Here is a 19,095-nt window from a genome sequence, read left to right as displayed (position 1 = left end):
CACCGAGACCGGGGCGTCACCACCCACCGCCACGGACCCGACCTGGATCTGCCGGCTCTTCCGGCGCTCGGCGAGCCTGGTCGGAACGGACGGCATGCCGAGAGAAATCGCAGTCATCTGCTGTGCAACCCCAAGTCGTGGATCATGGTCCGGCCCCGTTCAGCGGCGGGCTCCGAGCTTCGAGATTACGGCACGGACCTGAACACCGGCACACGACGGCCTGGCGATTCCGCTCAATGGCGTGCCGCGACGGGGGCAGGGGGCGTGGGGTGCGTGCCCGGGGCGCCCTCTCCGGATGGCCGGGGCGCGCGGCGCACCCGATCGCCCGAGGGCCTCGCCCCTCGTCCACCGGCCGGGCCGGGGACGAGGGGCGAGGCCCTCGGGTTCGGTGGGGGCGGGACGGTCAGGTGATCCGCACCGGGTTCACCACGTCCGCGATCAGCACCAGGACGGTGAAGCAGACGAAGATCCCGGCCACCACGTAGGCCACCGGCATCAGCTTGGCCACGTCGAACGGGCCCGGGTCCGGGCGGCGCAGCACCTTCGCCGCGTTCCGCCGCAGCGACTCCCACAGGGCACCCGCGATGTGCCCGCCGTCGAGCGGGAGCAGCGGGAGCATGTTGAACAGGAACAGGGAGAGGTTGAAGCCGGCGACCAGGAAGACGGCCATGGCCAGCTGCTGGCTCGGCGGGATGTCGAGGGTGAAGATCTCGCCGCCGACACGGGCCGCGCCGACCACGCCCATCGGGGAGTCGGGGGCGCGGGGGGCGCCGTTGAAGGCGGCGTCCCACAGGGCGGGGACCTTGGCGGGCAGCGCGACGAGGGCGTCGACGGCGTCGCCCACCCGGTCGGTCATCCAGGTGACCGACTCGCCGAAGTCCTGCCGGACCACGCCGGTGGCGGCGCTGAAGCCGAGGAAGCCGGCCTTGACGTACTCGCCCTGGACGTAGGCGCCGCCGGCATCCTTCTTGACGAGCTGGTTGGTGGCGATGTCGGCGTGCAGGGTGAGGCGCCGGCCGTCGCGGTCGACGACGATCGGCACGCTCTTGCCGGCGCTGTCGCGGATCAGGTCGGAGAGGGTGTTCCAGTTGCCGGTCGGCCGGCCGTCGAAGGAGACGATCTTGTCGCCGGCCTTCAGGCCCGCGGCGGCCGCCGGGGAGGCCGGGTCGGACTTGTTGCAGGTGTCGCGGTTCTCGCTCTGCGCGATCACGCAGGGCGAGATGGAACTGACGGTGGTGGTCTGCTGCTGGATGCCGAAGCCCATCAGCACGGTGAGGAACAGGCCGATCGCCAGGATCAGGTTCATGAACGGGCCCGCGAACATGACGATGACGCGCTTCCACGGCTTGCGCGTGTAGAACAGGCGGGTCTCGTCGCCCGGCTCCAGCTCCTCGAAGGCGGCGGAGCGGGCGTCCTCGATCATGCCGCGCCAGGGCGAGGTGGACCGTGCCTGGATCCGGCCGTCGTCGCCGGGCGGGAACATGCCGATCATGCGGATGTAGCCGCCGAGCGGGACCGCCTTGATCCCGTACTCCGTCTCGCCCTTCTTGCGCGACCAGACGGTCGGGCCGAAACCGACCATGTACTGCGGGACGCGGATGCCGAAGAGCTTGGCGGTGGACAGATGCCCCAGCTCGTGCCAGGCGATCGAGACGAGCAGGCCGACCGCGAAGACGACTATGCCGAGGATCATCATCAGGGTCGTCATGCACGGACCTCCGCCGTCTTCGCCGTCAGTTCCCGGGCCCGGGCCCTCGCCCAGGCCTCCGCTTCGAGGACGTCCGGCACCGTCAGTGAGGTTCCCGTACGGGGGGTTCCGTGCTCCTGCACCACCCGGATGACGGTATCCATGATTCCGGCGAAGGGCAGGTTGCCCTTGAGGAAGGCGTCCACGCACTCCTCGTTCGCCGCGTTGAACACCGCCGGGGCGGTGCCCCCCAGCTCACCGACGTGCCGGGCGAGGTTCACGGAGGGGAAGGCCTCGTCGTCCAGCGGGAAGAACTCCCAGGTGGAGGCCTTGCCCCAGTCGAAGGCGGGCGCCGCGTCGGGGACGCGTTCGGGCCAGCCCAGGCCGATGGCGATGGGCCCGCGCATGTCGGGCGGCGTCGCCTGCGCCATCGTCGATCCGTCCGTGAACTCCACCATCGAGTGAACATACGACTGTGGGTGCACGACCACCTCAATGCGGCTGAAGGGAATGTCGTAGAGGAGGTGCGCCTCGATCACCTCCAGCCCCTTGTTCACGAGCGTGGCGGAGTTGACCGTGATCACCGGCCCCATCGCCCAGGTGGGGTGCGCGAGGGCGTCGTCGACGGTGACGTCCGCCAGCTGGTCCTTGGTCCGGCCGCGGAAGGGGCCACCGGAGGCGGTGACGACGAGCTTGCGGACCTCGGTGCGGGTGCCGGCGGCGAGCGCCTGGAAGAGGGCGGCGTGCTCGGAGTCCACGGGGATGATCTGGCCGGGCTCGGCGAGCGCCCTGACCAGCGGGCCGCCCACGATGAGCGACTCCTTGTTGGCCAGGGCCAGGGTGTGGCCGGCCTTCAGCGCGGCGAGGGTGGGTGCGAGGCCGATGGAGCCGGTGATGCCGTTCAGGACCGTGTGGCACTCCGCGGGGTCGGCGGCGGCGACCTGCGCGGCCGCGTCGGGTCCGGCGAGGATCTCGGGGAGCGGCTCGCCGCTGCCGTACTGGGCGGCGAGGGCGTCGCGCAGCGCCGGTACGACGTCCTCGCGGGCGACGGCGACGGTCCGCACCCGCAACCGGCGGGCCTGCTCGGCCAGCAGGGCGACCCGGCCTCCGTTGGCGGAGAGGGCGGTGACCCGGAAGCGGTCCGGGTTGCGCAGCACGAGATCGATGGCCTGGGTGCCGATCGACCCCGTGGAGCCGAGGATCACCACGTCCTTGGGTCCGTCGCCCGTCACCGGGTCGTAGACCAGGTGCGGGTCGGCGAGGGGTGCTGGGCTGGCTGGGCTGGCGGGACTGTCGGTCATTCTCCCATTGTGGCCGCAGGAGGCGGGCAGCAGGACAGGGTGTCCCCCCTTCCGGGGGGCCGTGGCGGAACGTGGGGTGAGCATCCGCCGGCCGCGCCCGCGGATGCTCACCGGGTTCTCACCGCGTTCTCACCGGACGGGGCGGTGGACGTTCTCGCTCTCGCTGGGGCCCGGCGGGGTTTCGGCGATCCACGGCCCGTCGCCCGAGGTGTCGATGACGCCCTCCTCCAGCCAGGTGTAGGCGCCGCCCAGGACGCCCTTGACGACCCTGCGGTCGAGGTCGTCGGTGTTGGTCCACAGGCGGTCGAACAGTTCGTCCACGCGGATGCGGGACTGGCGGCAGAAGGCGTCGGCGAGTTGGTAGGCCTCGCGTCCGTGGTCACCCCTGCGGTACAGCAGCTCGGCGCGGACGCAGGCGGCGCTCATCGCGAACAGTTCGGCGCCGATGTCGACGATCCGGCCCAGGAAGCCCTGTTTGGCCTCCATGCGCCCCTGCCAGCGGGACATGGCGTAGAAGGTGGAGCGGGCGAGTTTGCGGGCGTGGCGCTCGACGTGACGCAGGTGTACCGAGAGGTCCACCTCGCGTTTGAACTCGCCGAAGGCACCCGGCACCTGACCGGGGCCGGCGACCAGCTTCGGGAGCCATTTCGCGTAGAAGACGCCCGCGTTCGCGCCCGCCCTGGCCTTGTCCGGCAGGGACTTCTCGGGGTCGATGAGGTCGCCCGCGACGGACAGGTGGGCGTCGACGGCCTCGCGCGCGATCAGCAGGTGCATGATCTCGGTGGAGCCCTCGAAGATGCGGTTGATGCGCAGGTCGCGCAGGAGCTGTTCGGCGGGCACGCCGCGCTCGCCGCGGGCCCGCAGGGACTCGGCGGTCTCGAAGCCCCGGCCGCCGCGGATCTGGACGAGTTCGTCGGCCATCAGCCAGGCCATCTCGGAGGCGTAGAGCTTGGCGAGGGCGCCCTCGATGCGGATGTCGTTGCGGTCCTCGTCGGCCATCTGCGAGGCGAGGTCGGTGACCGCCTCCAGCGCGAAGGTGGTGGCGGCGATGAAGGAGATCTTCGAGCCGACGGCCTCGTGGTGGGCGATCGGCTTGCCCCACTGCTCGCGGGCCGCCGACCACTCGCGGGCGATCTTCAGGCACCACTTTCCGGCGGCGACGCAGGAGGCGGGCAGGGACAGCCGTCCGGTGTTGAGGGTGGTCAGGGCGATCTTCAGACCCTGGCCCTCCTCACCGATGCGGTTGGCGGCGGGGACGCGGACGCGGTGGAAGCGCGTGACGCCGTTCTCGATGCCGCGCAGCCCCATGAAGGCGTTGCGGTTCTCGACGGTGATGCCGGGCGAGTCGGTCTCGACGACGAAGGCGGTGATGCCTCCGCGGTGGCCCTCGCTCCTGGGGACGCGGGCCATGACCACGAGCAGGTCGGCGACCACGCCGTTGGTGGTCCACAGCTTCACCCCGTCGAGGACGTAGTCGTCGCCGTCGGGTACCGCGCTGGTGGCGAGCCGGGCCGGGTCGGAGCCGACGTCGGGCTCGGTGAGCAGGAAGGCGCTGATGTCGGTGCGGGCGCAGCGCGGCAGGAACCGCTCCTTCTGCTCCTGGGTGCCGAACATCTTCAGCGGCTGGGGCACGCCGATGGACTGGTGCGCGGAGAGCAGGACGCCGATCGCGGGGGACGCGGAACCGGCCAGCCCGAGCGCCTTGTTGTAGTACAGCTGGGTGAGACCGAGACCGCCGTACCTGGTGTCGATCTTCATGCCGAAGGCGCCGAGCTCCTTGAGCCCGTTGACCACCTCGTCGGGGACGCGGGCCTCGCGCTCGATGAGGGGACCGTCGACCTTGGTCTCGACGAAGTCGCGGAGTTTGGCGAGGAAGTCCTCGCCGCGCTGCACGTGCTCGTCGGGCGGGAGCGGGTGAGGGTGGATGAGGTCGAGCCGGAACCGCCCGAGGAACAGTTCCTTGGCGAAGCTGGGCTTGCGCCAGGTCTGCTCACGGGCGGCCTCCGCCACCTGGCGGGCCTCTCGTTCGGTGACGACGGGTCGTCCTGAGGGGGCTTCGGGGCTTGCGGACATGAGGGTCACCTCGCCGCGAATCGGGATCTCGGACCGTTTTGGTTACCGACGGGTGCTACCCGATCGTATGTACCTGATCCGGAGCGGGGCCACCAGTCCGCGTGCGGCCGTTCGGCCGATCTGGACGGAACACGTCCCGGTGTCCACCGCCCCGGGATTCCGCAGGGACCGCGGATTTCCCGGCGGCCCGGCGCGGACCCCGGTGCCGGAGGCACGCGTACCGGCGTACCGGCGGGGGCCCGGGCCCTGCGGCGGCGCGCGCTCCCGCCGCACCGGCCGAGGGCCGCCCGGGTACGCCCCGTACGAGGACTTCCGGCCGGGACGCCGGGAGCACGACGGCCCGAGCCCCCGCACAGTGGGCTCGGGCCGTCGCCGGTCCGCGGTCGGCCGGTCAGAGAGCGAGACCGGTGAGCACGAGCACGCGCTCGTAGGTGTAGTCGTCCATCGCGAACTTCACGCCCTCACGGCCGACGCCGGACTGCTTGGCGCCGCCGTAGGGCATCTGGTCGGCGCGGTAGGACGGAACGTCACCGACGACGACGCCGCCGACCTCCAGGGCGCGGTGGGCGCGGAAGGCGGTCTGCAGGTCGTGGGTGAAGACGCCGGCCTGGAGGCCGTACTTGGAGTCGTTGACGGCGGCGAAGGCCTCGTCCTCGCCGTCGGTCCTCTGCACGGTGAGGACCGGGCCGAAGACCTCCTCGCAGGAGAGCGTCACATCGGCCGGCACGTCGGTGAGGACGGTCGGCGCGTAGGACGCGCCGTCGCGCTTGCCACCGGTGAGGAGGGTGGCGCCCGCGGCGACCGCCTCGTCGACCCAGGACTCCACCCGCTTGGCGGCATCCTCGCTGACCAGCGGGCCGACGTCGGTCGTGTCGTCGGAGGGGTCACCGGTGACCTGGGCCTCGACGGCGGCGACGATGCGCGGCAGGAGACGGTCGTGGATCGACGCGTCGGCGATCACACGCTGCACGGAGATGCAGGACTGGCCGCCCTGGTAGTTGGAGAAGGTCGCGATCCGGGCCGCGGCCCGGTCCAGGTCGGCGTCGCTCGCGAAGTCGGCCAGCACGACGGCCGCGCCGTTTCCGCCCAGTTCGAGGGTGCAGTGCTTGCGCGGCACCGAGTCCATGATCGCGTAGCCGACCTTGTCGGAGCCGGTGAAGGAGATGACCGGCAGGCGCTCGTCCTGGACCAGGGCGGGCATACGGTCGTTCGGAACCGGCAGGATGCTCCAGGAGCCGGCCGGGAGGTCCGTCTCGGCGAGCAGTTCGCCGAGGATCAGCCCGGACAGGGGCGTGGCCGGGGCCGGCTTGAGGATGATCGGCGCGCCGACCGCGATCGCCGGGGCGACCTTGTGTGCGCACAGGTTCAGCGGGAAGTTGAACGGCGCGATGCCGAGTACGACGCCCTTGGGGAAGCGGCGGGTGAGCGCCAGCCGGCCCTCGCCGCCGGCGTCGGTGTCGAGGCGCTGGGCCTCGCCGCCGTTGAACCGGCGGGCCTCCTCGGCCGCGAAGCGGAACACGGACACGGCGCGGCCGACCTCGCCGCGGGCCCACTTGACCGGCTTGCCGTTCTCGGCGGAGATCAGCCGGGCGATCTCCTCGGTGCGCTCGACGAGGCGCTTGCTGACGTGGTCGAGGGCGGCGGCGCGGACGTGCGCCGGGGTGGCGGCGAACTCGTCCCGCACGGCGTGCGCGGTGGCCACGGCCTCCTCGACCTGCGCCTCGGACGGCACGCTCGCCCTGCCGACGAGCCGGCCGTCCCACGGGGAGGTGACGTCGAAGGTGTCCTCGCCGGTGGCCTGGCGGCCGGCGAGCCAGAAGGCGTGGGTGGAAGTCATGTGCGAGTCCCGGCCCTTCCGCGTTGGGGGTGTTCTTGCCTGTCCCGGTCCACGGTAGGGCGGCGGCGACCGGGGGGCGTTTGTCCGGGGCGTAGCAGTGGGCGAGGGGCATGCTCCGGTTTGGCGTACGGCTGGCTGGTGGGGGCCGCTCAGCGGCCCCCCTTCCGCGCCGGTGGTGCTCCGCGTGTCCCCGCGGTGCGCGGCGGGCGACGGGGCCCGGTGGCACCGCTGCCGTCCCCACCGCCGGGTGCCGGTGCCGCACGGCCCCGGTCCCGGCTCCCCGGCCGGGACACCGGCGGTGCCCCCGGCGGCACGGGAACGGCCGGGCACCGGTCCCGTCCCGCCGGGCCGTGCCGGGGACGGGCCGCCGACCGGCGGTCGACCGAACGGGTGGCGGCGGCGCGACGCCACCACGGCGGACCGTTTCGGCGCCCGCCTCGATGACACCGTGAAGCCGTCGACGCGGCCCGAGACCGCGTCGGCGAAGGGCCCGGCCGCCGTTCTGCTCAGCCGAAGAAGCCGAAGAAACGGAGTCACCGTGCGTCGTCGCAGTGCCGCCCTGATCACCGCCCTCATGGCCTCCCTGGCCGTGGGGGCCTCCCTCCCGGAGGCCGGCGGCGAACCGCCCGCCTCACACGAGACCCTGCACCAGCGGGGTGTCGTCCGCAGCGGCAACCGGCCCATCGCCGGTGCCGAGGTCACGCTCCTGCAGGCCGGTGACCGATTCGGCGGGAGTGCCCGCCCGCTGGCCCACGGGCACAGCGACGCCAAGGGCCGATTCCGCCTCGACTACCGTGCCCCGCACGACCCCGACGCCGTCCTGTACGTGACCGCCGACACGCGAGGGCGTGGCCACGGCAAGCCGCGGGCCGCGCACCGGGTCGAGCCGGTCCGCCTCGTCGCGATGCTCGGCACGCGCCAGCGGCCGGGCAAGGTGGTCCTCAACGAACGCACCACGGTCGCCGCGGGCTTCGCGATGGCGCAGTTCACCCACGGCGGCGAGGTGGCCGGCCGCAGTCCCGGCCTGCAGAACGCGGCGGCCGTCTCGCACAACCTGGCCGACGTCACCGACGGCTCGGTGGCCCGGACGCTCGCCACCGCCCCGAACGGCGACCAGACGTCCACCCTGCGCGCCTTCAACACGCTGGCCGACATCCTGACCGGCTGCACCGCGGGCGAGACCTGCGGCACGCTCTTCGACCTGGCCACGCACCCCGGGGGCGGCGCGCCGCGCGAGACCTTCCAGGCCGTCGCCGACATCGCCCGCCTGCCCGGCAACAACGCCGCGGAGCTGTTCGCCCTGGCCGACCACCGCAAGGTGTACCGCCCGAGGCTGGAGGAGGCACCCGCCGCCTGGACCCTCGCCCTGCGCTACGCGGGCAACGGGCACGAGATCGACGGGCCGGGCAACGTCGCGTTCGACGCGCAGGGCACCGCCTGGATCGGCAACAACTACCGGTTCAACCCCGACCCCCTGCAGTCGACCTGCGGTTCGCGGATCCTGTCCCGGCTGACGCCCACCGGTGAGGACGTCCCCGGGGCCCCGTACCGGGGCGGCGGGCTGTACGGCGTCGGCTTCGGCACCACCATCGACCCCAGGGGCCATGTCTGGGCAGCCAACTTCGGCTTCCAGGGAACCGGTTGCCCGCTGGACGCGAGCCGCCTGTACCGCAGCGTCTCGGAGTTCACGCCGAACGGCCGGCCGCTCTCGCCGCCCCGGGGCTGGCGGTACGGCGACATCCTCCAGCCGCAGGGCGCCCAGGCGGACCGCGACGGCAACGTCTGGATCGCCAACTGCGGCGGCCGGAGCGTGACGCGGATCCCGGACGGGGACGCGCGCCGGGCCCGGAACATCGCGCCGGGCGGCGACCAGCTGGTCAAGCCGTTCGGCATCACGGTGGACACCCGCGGGCGGGCCTGGGTGGCCGGCAACGGCAGCAACAACGTCATGATGCTGTCCCCGCAGGGCAGGCCGATGCGCACGGTCACCGGCGGCGGGATCAAGCGCCCCATGGGGGTCGCGTCCGACAGCCTCGGCAACGTCTGGGTGGCCAACGGCGGCGCCGTGGTCGCACCGTGCGAGGGCACCACGCCCGCCATGGTCGCCGAGGCGATCAAGGACATCGTCACCCGGGACGTCGACGCGTCGGTGACGATGATCCGGCCGGACGGGTCGACGCCCGCGAAGCCGTTCGTCAACGACGGCCTGTTCCTGCCCTGGGGCATCGCCGTCGACGGCAACGACACGGTCTGGGTGGCGAACTTCGGCGGCCACCGCGTGGCCAACCTGTGCGGCGCGCGCGAGTCCGCGTGCCCCGAGGGGCTGCACACGGGCGACCCGATCTCACCGGCCGCGACCGGCTACCCGGAGCAGGGCCTGGAACGCAACACGGCCGTCCAGATCGACCCGTCCGGCAACGTGTGGCTGGCCAACAACTGGCGGAACGTGCCCGTGCAGACCAACCCGGGCGGCCGGGAGATGGTGGTGTTCGTCGGTCTCGCCGCTCCGGTGCGCACTCCCCTGCTGGGAGCCCCGCAGCACCTGTGACCGCCTCCGGGTCCGGGCGGTCCGGTCGGCCCCGGTCACGGCGGCGCGCGGGGTGCGCGTCGCCGTGACCGGGGCCCGGGCCGGAACGGAACACCGTGGTCCCCCGCCCCTTGCCGGGACCGTGCCCCGCCGGGCCACTGCCCCGGCGGGGCACGGTCCCGCTCCGTGGCCGTCGCCACCGAACTCCGGCCCACCGCTCCACCCTTCGGTGTGGAGGTGCGGGGCATCCGGATCCTGGCGGCCCGTCGGGGCGCGGCGTTGTCCTCGCGCAGGCGAGGGCGTCACTCCGTGGTCGTCGCCTTCAACGCGAGCCACAGCTCCATCCGCACGTCCGGGTCGTCCAGGGAGCGGCCGAGGATCTCCTCCACCCGCCGCATCCGGTAACGCAGGGTGTGGCGGTGGACGCCCAGGTCGGCTGCGGCGGCGTCCCACTGACCATGCCGCGAGAGCCATGCCCGCAGCGACGCCACCAGGTCGCCCCGCCCGGTCGCGTCGTGCTCGTACAGGTCGCGCAGCAGCCCGTCGGCGAAGGCCCTGACCGCGTCGTCGGCGAGCAGCGGCAGCACCGACCCGGCCGCCAGTTGCTCGTGCTCCACGCACACCCTGCCCCGACGCCGCGCCACCGACAGTGCCTGCTCGGCCTGCCGGTACGCGGCCGCGGCGGTGATGGGGCCGGCCGGAGCGGACAGGCCGACGACGAGTTCGCCCTCCTCGCCGGCCGCCCGCTCGGCGCCCTCCGCGGCGCGCGCCGCCTCCAGCGCCGCCGCGTACTCGGTGCAGGCTCCGGCGGCGGCGCCCCCGTCGGCGGCGAGCACCACGAGCCGTCCCCTCTCCGGAACGACGAGCACGGCCTCCCCGGCCCGGGCGGCGGCGGACTCCACGGCCTCGGCCAGACTGCCCAGGGAGTCGCCACCCGTGTCGGCGGGTGCCGGCACGGCGGCGGGGGAAGGCCTCGCCGCCGTCATGCGCGCGTGCGCGTCGGCGTGCACCCGGGCGGCGGAGGAGGACGCCGACTCGGCGACGACCATCCGGAAGGGCGCGTCCAGCAGCGCGCCGTACAGGTCCCCGGCGACCGCTCGCGCGTGGTCGGGTTCCCCGGCGAGCAGCATCCGCAGCACCGCGGCGCCGAGGCGCTGCTCGGCGGCGTGCAGGGACCGGGAGCGCTCCGTGGTGAGGGTGAGCAGGGCGATGGCGGAGTGGAGGGCGTACCGCTCGGCGGTGCCCAGCGCGGTGGCCGTGCCGACGGCGAGCGCGGCGCGCGGGCGGCGCCCGGTGCCGAGGGAGTGCAGCTCGACGCGGTCCTCGTGACCGGGGCCGCCGACGACGGAGGAGGCCGGTGCGGGGCGGTCGCGCAACCGCTCCACCTCCGCGGTGAGCCGGGCGGCGCGCCGCCCGGCCCACTCCGGCGCGGCGGCGACGACGGCGCCGGACGCGTCGTACAGGGCCACCCAGCCGTCGACCTGTGCGGCGAGCGCGCCGAGCAGCCCCTCGGGGCCGGCGTTGAGGGCCTGCCTGGTCAGTTCCCGCTGCGCGGCGAACCCGGCGGTGACCGACCGGTACTGGTCGGCGGCGATGGCCGCCGACACCGCCTTGCTGATGGCGAGGAAGGGGGTGCGGCGCGGCACCTCCAGCAACGGCAGCCCCTCCTCGCGGGCAGCGTCGACGAGGGCGCCGGGGATCTCCTCGTAGTTGACGCCGACGGCGAACCCGAGCCCGACGACACCGGCCCCGGCCAGCCGCTTCACATAGCGCCGCATCGCCTCGGGGTCCTCGGCGTCCAGCTTCAGCGCGGTGATCAGCAGCAGCTCGCCGCCCTGCATGTAGGGCACGGGGTCGGCGAGTTCGCTCACGTGCGCCCACCGCACGGGCACGTCCAGGCGGTCCCCGCCCGCGCGCACGGTCAGCTTGAGTGCGGAGTGGTGGACGAGCGAGGCGAGGGTGGGGGGCATGGGGCCTTCAGGTCGACGAGATCTCACTGATCTTTTGGCCGCCGCGTATGAACGACCTATGGCGATTCTGCCTCACCGTAAGGTCCTGCGCGGGCCGCCACCGGATTCCGGGTGGCGGCCCGGGGCCCGCTCCCCGGTCCCTCCGCCGCCCGGGTCAGCGGCGCAGGTCCACCAGCAGCGGCGGCGCGTGCTCGCCCTTGACGTCGGTGAGCGACAGCACGGCGTGTCCCGGCGGGACCGCGTGCGCCAGTTCGGAAGCGGACCAGCGCTCCCGCTCGACCTGCCGGACGGTGACCGCGCGGGCGGTCGGTGCCTTGCCGGTGATCACACGGCGCAGCATGTGCACGGCCTTCCCGGCGGGCGTCTCGGCGATGATCTGCCGGTCGGTGACGTCCCGGGCCTCGGTCCACTCCTTGCCCCACACCTCGGCGAAGTCCTGCCCGTCCCACGGGGTCAGCCCGGACAGCGCGACCCGGCATCCGGTGGCCCCGAGCAGCGGCCCGCGCAGCGGGCGCGGCACGTCGTCCAGGGTGCGCAGGGTCAGCACGGCACCGGCGTTGGCGGACCGCAGTCGCTGGATGCCGCGCACGGCCTGCGGGGTGACGGTCCCGGTCGCGTCGTCCAGGATCAGGCAGGCGAAGAGCGACCGGTCCTCCCGGGCCGCCACACCGGCGGTGAACTGGGCCAGCACGAGCCGGGCCAGCATCCGGGAGGCGTCGGCGTGTCCGCGCTCGGGCAGGTCGATGCGGACCCGGACGGGGTGGTCGAGGGCCTGGGGCGAGAACGGGCGCGCGGTCGGGGACGTGTCGAAGAACCCGGCGAAGGCGGGCCGGTCCAGCAGCGCGACCCGGTCGGCGAGCACCCCGCCGATGTCTCCGGGGTGCCCCATCTGCCGCTCCCGCGCGTCGAGTTCGCGCAGCAGCGACTCCTGCCCGCTCTCCTGGAGCGCCTTGCGCAGCGCGGCCAGTGGGCCGGGTGCGCCGTCGAGCAACTGCCTCAGCTCCGGCACGGACGGGAAGTGCCCGTGGACGGCCCGGAACGGCCCCAGCAGCTGCGCCAGCACGGTGGTGGCCCGCCGGCCGTCGCCGCCGGGGTGGGGGTCGGCGAGGTCGCCGACGAGCGCCTCGGCGAGCACGGCCGCCGCCTCGTCGGGGTCGGTGGTCCCGCCGTACAGGTCGAGGTCGTGGACGGAGTCCGGGTGGCCGATGCGCACGACGACGTCGTAGGCGCCGGCCGGGCCGAGTCCGGCACCGGCCGCGCCGACCACCACGACCGCGGCCCGTCCGGCGAGCGCGTGCAGGCACAGGGACTCCGCGAGCGGCCGGACCACGCTGCCGGTCTTGCCGGAGCCTGCCGGGCCGACGGCGAGCAGCGAGGTGCCGAGCAGGTCGGGGCCGAGGGCGAGCCCGGTGCCGCGGTAGGCGTAGGGGTTGCGCGGGTCGTCGGCGGTCGTACCGAGCCGCACCTGGCCGGTGAGGAGGTCGTGCCGGGCCTGCCGGGTGGGCAGGTCGCGGGCGCCGGAGGGGTGCAGGCAGGCGGCGGCGCCCTCGCTGAGCACCGCGCCGGTGAAGGCGGCGAGGCTGTGCCGGCCGTTGCGCACGCCCTGCCAGGCGCGGGCGATCCGGGCCTGGTCGACGTCCCGCATCAGCCCGGCCCGGGCCTCGGCGGCGAGCCGCTCGGCGGCGTCGGTGGCGCCGGCTGCACGCAGCTGGGGCCATTCGGCGGGATCCTCGTCGGGGGCGGGCGGGCGGCGGTCGACCCGCTCGGTGCGGCGCCAGGCGGGCGGCCCGTAGCGCCGCCACAGTTCACCCCAGCGGCCGAGGCGGCCCACACCGACCATGATGGTGAGCGCGATCAGCACGTAGTAGGCGTAGACCACCACGACCGCGCCGAAGCTGTGCGGCTGGGCCCAGGAGTCCGGGATCATCGCGTACAGCGGGAGCAGCCACCAGCCGCCGAGGTAGCCGTTCCACAGCAGGGACCAGAGCAGCCAGCCGACGAGGAAGGCGATCAGGGCTCCGCTGATCAGCTGCCGGGCGGGGAGCAGCTCGGGTTCCTCCTCGGGTCGCGGCCGGTGCCCGAACCGCCACACTCCCGGGGCCGTCTGCGGCCGGGGCGCCCGCAGCCACGTCAGGAAGGCCGATCCGTCCGGCCTGGGCGGTGTTCCCGGCGGGGCCTGGGGCATCGGCGGCACGGCGAGGCCCTCCCTGGGTCCCGCCGGACGCGGCACCGGGTTCGCGTGCGTGCCCCGTGTGTCGTGCGTCCCGTCGCTGTCCATCGCGGTTGCCCCCTGACCAGCCGTTCCGTCCACCATCAGCGAGCCAATCTAACGCCCCGGCAAGGGGAGTTCACCGCTTACGCGGCCGGGCGTCCGGGAAGCGGTGACCGCGGTCCGGGCCAGCGGCCCGTCCGCCGTGTGCGCCGTCCCCGCGCCCTCTATGTCCACGGCGGACAACGGGACCTGCCGACAACGCCCACATGGAGCATGCCCACCCCTCCCCGCCCGTCCTAACCTGCGAGAAAAGAAGGAAAGCGTCCGCAATACCCCCAGGAGCCCCGCATGACCGCACTTCCGCAGGAGCGCCGCGTCGTCACCGCCATCCCCGGCCCGAAGTCGCAGGAGCTTCAGGCCCGCCGTACCGCCGCGGTCGCGCGGGGCGTGGGCTCCGTGCTGCCCGTGTTCACCACGCGTGCGGGCGGCGGCATCATCGAGGACGTCGACGGCAACCGTCTGATCGACTTCGGCTCCGGCATCGCGGTCACCTCCGTGGGCGCGTCCGCCGAGGCCGTCGTACGCCGCGCCACCGCGCAGCTCCAGGACTTCACGCACACCTGTTTCATGGTCACGCCGTACGAGGGCTACGTGGCCGTCGCCGAGGCGCTGGCCGAGCTCACGCCGGGTGACCACGCCAAGAAGTCGGCACTGTTCAACAGCGGCGCCGAGGCCGTCGAGAACGCCGTCAAGATCGCCCGCAGCTACACCAAGCGCCAGGCGGTCGTGGTCTTCGACCACGGCTACCACGGCCGCACCAACCTGACCATGGCGCTGACGGCGAAGAACATGCCGTACAAGCACGGCTTCGGCCCGTTCGCCCCGGAGGTCTACCGGGTGCCGGTGGCCTACGGCTACCGCTGGCCGACCGGCGCCGAGAACGCCGGCCCGGAGGCCGCGGCGCAGGCCATCGACCAGATCACCAAGCAGGTCGGCCCGGAGAACGTGGCCGCGATCATCATCGAGCCGGTGCTGGGCGAGGGCGGGTTCATCGAACCGGCCAAGGGCTTCCTGCCCGCGATCCGCGAGTTCGCCTCCGCGCACGGCATCGTCTTCGTCGCCGACGAGATCCAGTCCGGCTTCTGCCGCACCGGCCAGTGGTTCGCGTGCGAGGACGAGGGCATCGTCCCGGACCTGATCACGACGGCGAAGGGCATCGCGGGCGGTCTGCCGCTCGCCGCCGTCACCGGCCGCGCCGAGATCATGGACGCCGCGCACGCGGGCGGCCTGGGCGGCACCTACGGCGGTAACCCCGTGGCCTGCGCGGGCGCGCTCGGCGCGATCGAGACGATGAAGGAGCTCGATCTCAACGCCCGGGCGAAGGACATCGAGTCGGTCATGAAGGCCCGCCTCACGGCCATGGCCGAGAAGTTCGACATCATCGGCGACATCCGCGGGCGTGGCGCGATGATCGCCGTCGAACTAGTCAAGGACCGTGCCACCAAGGAGCCGAACCCGGAGGCGACGGCCGCGCTCGCGAAGGCCTGCCACCAGGAGGGCCTGCTCGTCCTGACCTGCGGCACCTACGGCAACGTGCTGCGTTTCCTGCCCCCGCTGGTCATCGGCGAGGACCTGCTCGCCGAGGGTCTCGACATCATCGAGCAGGCGTTCGCCCGCGTCTGAGGCGGACCGCCGCGTGCACCTGCGGCAGAGCGTGTGAAGAAGGTGTGCGAGGTGGATGGCAGGAGCCGCTTCCGGCTGTCGCACCGGCACCCCCTGCCGTAGGTTCTACCCGGATGAGAGAAACACCTCGCCCGCGGGGAACCGTGGGCGATCCCGGGCCGGGGCTTGACGAGCTGCGACCTGGCCGTGCCCTCGCGCACACAGCCGGAGCCAGCGGCTCCGGATCTCCTCACCGATCGGACGGTCGCCCGCCCCATACCCCCCGGGGCGCGCGACGTTCCGATCCGGACGGCCACCCCGGAACTTCCCCCCCTGTTCCGGGGCGGCCGGCCTCCTTCCCGCCGCGCTCCCGGCTCCCCCCACTGCTCGTTCTCCCGGCCGTCGTGTTCGCGCTGATCACCTGGCAGGTCCTGGCCGACGGCCCGCTGCTCCGGCTGGACGCGCGGCTCAGCCGCCTGCTGGTCGCCCCGGACCGCTTCTCCGAACTCCTTGCCGACCTGGGGAACGTCCAGGTGGCGGTCCCGGTCCTGGCCGTCGCCGCCGTCCGGGTGACCGTGCGCGGGCGCGCCGCGGGCGCGGACCGGTGGTGGCTGCCGCCGGCCGCCGCGGCCGTGGTCATGGCGCTCGTGCCGGCCCTGGTGGTGCCCCTGAAGGAATGGACCGACCGTCCCGGCACCCCCGTCGTCCCGCCGGCGTCCGGCTACTACCCGTCCGGCCACACCACCACCGCCGCCGTCGCCTACGGCGGTGCGGTGCTCCTCCTACTGCCCTGGCTGCGGTCGGCGGCCGCCCGGCGGGTCCTGGTCCTCGCGGGGGCGGCCCTGGTCCTGGGCGTCTCCTACGGACTGGTCCGCCGCGGCTACCACTGGCCGCTGGACGTCGTCGCCGGCTGGTGCCTGGGCACCGTCCTGCTCGTGCTGCTGGGCTCGCCGCTCAGCCGAAGCAGCCGTCGAAGGCCCGCTGGAACTCCCGGCTCCCGTACCGGTCCCAGTTGATCGACCAGGTCATCAGGCCGCGCAGGCCGGGCCGGGTTCCGTGGGTGGCGTACGACCCGCAGTCCGTCCCCTTCGTCAGGCAGTCAGGGTCCGGGTGGCCTCGGCCGGAGAGACGTCCCCGTTGCCCGCGTTGACGGGGGCAGGTCTGGAGCGGTCCACAACCGCCTCCGGGTGTGGGGGATTTCGGAAGGGTGGAGCGCGCTCCACTTGGTCCGGACCAATTCCGTCGTGAAGACCGCCGGTCGCCGGGGCGCCTCGTCCGCGGGGTCAGTCGCCGTCCCTCGACGGCCTCCTCGACGGCTCCCGCGCCAGTTCGGCCGCCGCCTCGTGCATGGCCAGTTCCAGCAGGCCCGGATCGGTCAGGGTGCCTGATCCGTCCGGCGGGACGAGCCAGCGGATCCCGTTGGCCTGCCGACCGGGGTACGGCACGACGATCCAGGTGCCGGCACCGACGGATCGGATGCCGGTGCCGAGCCAGCGGGCGGCCGTGCCCGGCGGGACGAAGAAACCCATGCGGTCGTCACCGAAGTCGACCAGGACGGGACCGGGGTGGTCGAGAATGCGTGTGAGCACGTCGAGAGTGGGGTAGCCGAGTTCGCCGGGCAGGATCAGCACGTCCCAGGCCCTGCCGGCGGGCAGCAGGGCGACCCCGAGCGGGTTGCGCTCCCACTCCCAGCGGCAGGCATCGGGATCCGGTGCGACGGATGCCAGCCATTCGACCGCCGTCTTAGCCGCAGCCATCAGAAGACCTCTCTCTCCGTTGCGTGGACGCGGGCGCGTCAGCGGAAGAGAGGCGGGCCGCTCACGGACATTACGCGGATTCCGGCACCTCTTTCGGGTGAGGTGGGTCACAGGCGCATCGACGGGGAGCGGGCACCGCCCTCCCGCGCCCCCTCGGCCGCGGGGCGCACCCTGGATCGGCCGTCGGGGTCGGCCCCTGCGGGCGGGCGTCCGGCGGCCCTTCGGGGGCGGTCCGCACCGGCCCGGGCCCGGACGCGGGCGCACCCGTCCGCCGCCCGGCACCGCGTCAGAACGCCTGCGCCCGTCGGGGAGCGGCGGCCGGTCCGTCTTCGCCGGCCCGAGGCCGGCAGGCGGCAGGCGGCAGGCGGCAGGCGGCAGGCGGCAGGCGGCAGGCGGCAGGGCTCGTACCAGACGGACCCGGGTCCTCGACCCGTGCGGTGGGGGCGCACCGGGCGTCCCCGCGCAGCCGACACGGCCCGCCGCGGCGCGAGGTCAGCTGTCGAAACCGAGCCCCAGCCTGTCCATCGTCCGCAGCCACAGGTTGCGCCGGCCGCCGTGCGCGTCCGCGCGGGCCAGCGACCACTTGGTGAGTGCGATGCCGGTCCAGGCGAAGGGCTCCGGCGGGAACGGCAGCGGCTTCCTGCGGACCATCTCCAGCGCGGTGCGCTCGGTGGCCCGCCCCGCCAGCAGATCCAGCATCACGTCCGCGCCGAAGCGGGTCGCGCCGACGCCGAGGCCCGTGTAGCCGGCCGCGTACGCCACCTTGCCCTGGTGGGCGGTGCCGAAGAAGGCCGAGAAGCGGGAGCAGGTGTCGATCGCGCCGCCCCAGGCGTGCGTGAAGCGGACGCCCTCCAGCTGCGGGAAGCAGGTGAAGAAGTGGCCGGCGAGCTTGGCGTAGGTCTCCGGGCGGTCGTCGTACTCGGCGCGTACCCGGCCACCGTAGGGGTAGATCGCGTCGTAGCCGCCCCACAGGATGCGGTTGTCGGCGGAGAGCCGGAAGTAGTGGAACTGGTTGGCGCTGTCGCCGAGTCCCTGCCGGTTCTTCCAGCCGATCGACGCGAGCAGGTCGGCGCTGAGCGGCTCGGTCATCAGCGCGTAGTCGTAGACGGGGACGGTGTAGGCCCGCACCCGTCTGAGCAGGTTGGGGAAGATGTTCGTGGCGAGGGCCGCCCGGCGGGCGCGGACCTGCCCGTACGGGGTGCGCACGGCCACGCCGGCGCCGTACGGCTTCAGCGTCAGCGCGGGCGTGTGCTCGTGGACGCGGACCCCGAGGGCGAGGCAGGCTCGCTTCAGGCCCCAGGCGAGTTTGGCCGGGTTGAGCATGGCCACGCCACGGCGGTCGAACAGGCCGGCCCGGAAGGTGGGCGAGTCGACCTGTTCCCGGACCGCCTCCGCGTCCAGGAACTCCACGCCGCCAGCGAGGCCCCGGCGCTCCATCTCCTCGTACCAGTCGCGCAGTTCCCGCGCCTGGTAGGCCTCGGTCGCGACGTCGATCTCGCCGGTGCGCTCGAAGTCGCAGTCGAGGGAGTAGCGGGCGACCGCCTTCTCGATCTCGTCGAGGTTGCGGGCGCCCAGCTCCTCCAGGGTGTGGATCTCGTCCGGCCAGCGGGCGAGCCCGTTGGGGAGGCCGTGGGTGAGGGAGGCGGCGCAGAAGCCCCCGTTGCGGCCGGAGGCGGCCCAGCCCACCTCACGGCCCTCCAGCAGGACGACGTCCCGCTGCGGGTCGCGCTCCTTGGCCAGGAGCGCGGTCCACAGTCCGCTGTAGCCACCGCCGACAACGAGCAGGTCGCAGGTCTCGGCGGCGGTGAGGGCGGGTTCGGGGCGGGGGCGGCCGGGGTCGTCCAGCCAGTACGGGACCGGCTGGGCGTCGGAGAGGGACTTCGTCCAGTCACTGCCACGGCTCATGGCGCCAGGGGCCATGATTTCAACTCCCTACGAGGTATGTGCCGGGGCGCCCGGTGCCGCCGGGCGCCCCGGGGCGTCCCAGGGGAGTCTCGAAGGTCCGGTGCGGTGCCCGCGGTGTCCGGTGCGTGCTCTCGGCGTGCCGGACGAAAGACCTCGTACCGGAT

The 19,095-nt window shown here is 73.7% G+C and carries 11 protein-coding genes and 2 pseudogenes; 3 read left to right on the top strand and 10 right to left on the bottom strand.

Going from position 1 to position 19,095, the window contains the following annotated elements; genetic code table 11:
* The 5 genes and pseudogenes from I3F54_RS19700 to I3F54_RS19680 all read right to left on the bottom strand — a co-directional run.
* A pseudogene (locus I3F54_RS19700) lies at positions 1 to 117 on the bottom strand (4-hydroxy-3-methylbut-2-en-1-yl diphosphate synthase); the annotation flags it as partial.
* 286 nt (positions 118 to 403) lie between these two features.
* Entirely contained in the window at positions 404 to 1,708 is a 1,305-nt protein-coding gene (locus tag I3F54_RS19695; RefSeq protein ID WP_240120137.1) for an RIP metalloprotease, read from the bottom strand.
* Positions 1,705 to 2,988 carry a 1-deoxy-D-xylulose-5-phosphate reductoisomerase gene (gene dxr / locus I3F54_RS19690; protein WP_240120136.1) on the bottom strand — a complete coding sequence of 428 codons (1,284 nt, stop codon included), beginning with the start codon at positions 2,986 to 2,988 and terminating at the stop codon, positions 1,705 to 1,707. The genes I3F54_RS19695 and dxr overlap by 4 nt, the downstream gene beginning before the upstream one ends.
* A 129-nt stretch (positions 2,989 to 3,117) precedes the next feature.
* Positions 3,118 to 5,061: an acyl-CoA dehydrogenase family protein gene (locus I3F54_RS19685; RefSeq protein WP_240120135.1), complete on the bottom strand. Its 1,944-nt coding sequence runs from the start codon at positions 5,059 to 5,061 to the stop codon at positions 3,118 to 3,120.
* A 391-nt stretch (positions 5,062 to 5,452) separates the two neighbouring features.
* Positions 5,453 to 6,898, bottom strand: coding sequence for an aldehyde dehydrogenase family protein (locus I3F54_RS19680; RefSeq protein ID WP_240120134.1), 1,446 nt, complete (start codon positions 6,896 to 6,898; stop codon positions 5,453 to 5,455).
* 538 nt (positions 6,899 to 7,436) lie between these two features.
* Between I3F54_RS19680 and I3F54_RS19675 the strand changes: the two genes are divergently transcribed.
* Entirely contained in the window at positions 7,437 to 9,446 is a 2,010-nt protein-coding gene (locus I3F54_RS19675; protein WP_240120133.1) for a hypothetical protein, read from the top strand.
* A gap of 281 nt (positions 9,447 to 9,727) precedes the next feature.
* Here I3F54_RS19675 and I3F54_RS19670 read toward each other — a convergent pair whose 3' ends face one another.
* Complete coding sequence (locus I3F54_RS19670) at positions 9,728 to 11,395, bottom strand: PucR family transcriptional regulator (protein ID WP_240120132.1); 1,668 nt, start codon at positions 11,393 to 11,395, stop codon at positions 9,728 to 9,730.
* A 154-nt stretch (positions 11,396 to 11,549) separates the two neighbouring features.
* Positions 11,550 to 13,673, bottom strand: coding sequence for an ATP-binding protein (locus tag I3F54_RS19665; protein WP_240120131.1), 2,124 nt, complete (start codon positions 13,671 to 13,673; stop codon positions 11,550 to 11,552).
* Between the two features lie 282 nt (positions 13,674 to 13,955).
* On the opposite strand from I3F54_RS19665, the gene gabT reads away from it, so the two are divergent.
* Both gabT and I3F54_RS19655 read left to right on the top strand, forming a co-directional pair.
* A complete protein-coding gene (gabT, locus tag I3F54_RS19660; protein WP_240120130.1) occupies positions 13,956 to 15,290 on the top strand; it encodes a 4-aminobutyrate--2-oxoglutarate transaminase in 1,335 nt (444 codons plus the stop codon).
* 113 nt (positions 15,291 to 15,403) lie between these two features.
* Complete coding sequence (locus I3F54_RS19655; protein WP_240120129.1) at positions 15,404 to 16,285, top strand: phosphatase PAP2 family protein; 882 nt, start codon at positions 15,404 to 15,406, stop codon at positions 16,283 to 16,285.
* Here I3F54_RS19655 and I3F54_RS19650 read toward each other — a convergent pair.
* The 3 genes and pseudogenes from I3F54_RS19650 to I3F54_RS19640 form a co-directional block, all read right to left on the bottom strand.
* A pseudogene (locus I3F54_RS19650) lies at positions 16,224 to 16,429 on the bottom strand (chitinase); the annotation flags it as partial. The gene I3F54_RS19655 and the pseudogene I3F54_RS19650 sit on opposite strands and share 62 nt — an antisense overlap.
* 123 nt (positions 16,430 to 16,552) lie before the next feature.
* Complete coding sequence (locus tag I3F54_RS19645) at positions 16,553 to 17,026, bottom strand: hypothetical protein (RefSeq protein WP_240120128.1); 474 nt, start codon at positions 17,024 to 17,026, stop codon at positions 16,553 to 16,555.
* A 492-nt stretch (positions 17,027 to 17,518) separates the two neighbouring features.
* Positions 17,519 to 18,946 (bottom strand): FAD-binding oxidoreductase, encoded by a 1,428-nt coding sequence (locus I3F54_RS19640; RefSeq protein ID WP_240120127.1) that lies wholly within the window; start codon positions 18,944 to 18,946, stop codon positions 17,519 to 17,521.
* Between the last annotated feature and the right edge of the window lie 149 nt (positions 18,947 to 19,095).

It is taken from the genome of Streptomyces sp. MUM 2J (assembly GCF_022414535.1).
Taxonomy (GTDB): domain Bacteria; phylum Actinomycetota; class Actinomycetes; order Streptomycetales; family Streptomycetaceae; genus Streptomyces.
Note: the sequence above shows the minus strand (reverse complement) of the source record. Positions and strands in the feature narration are given on the sequence as shown.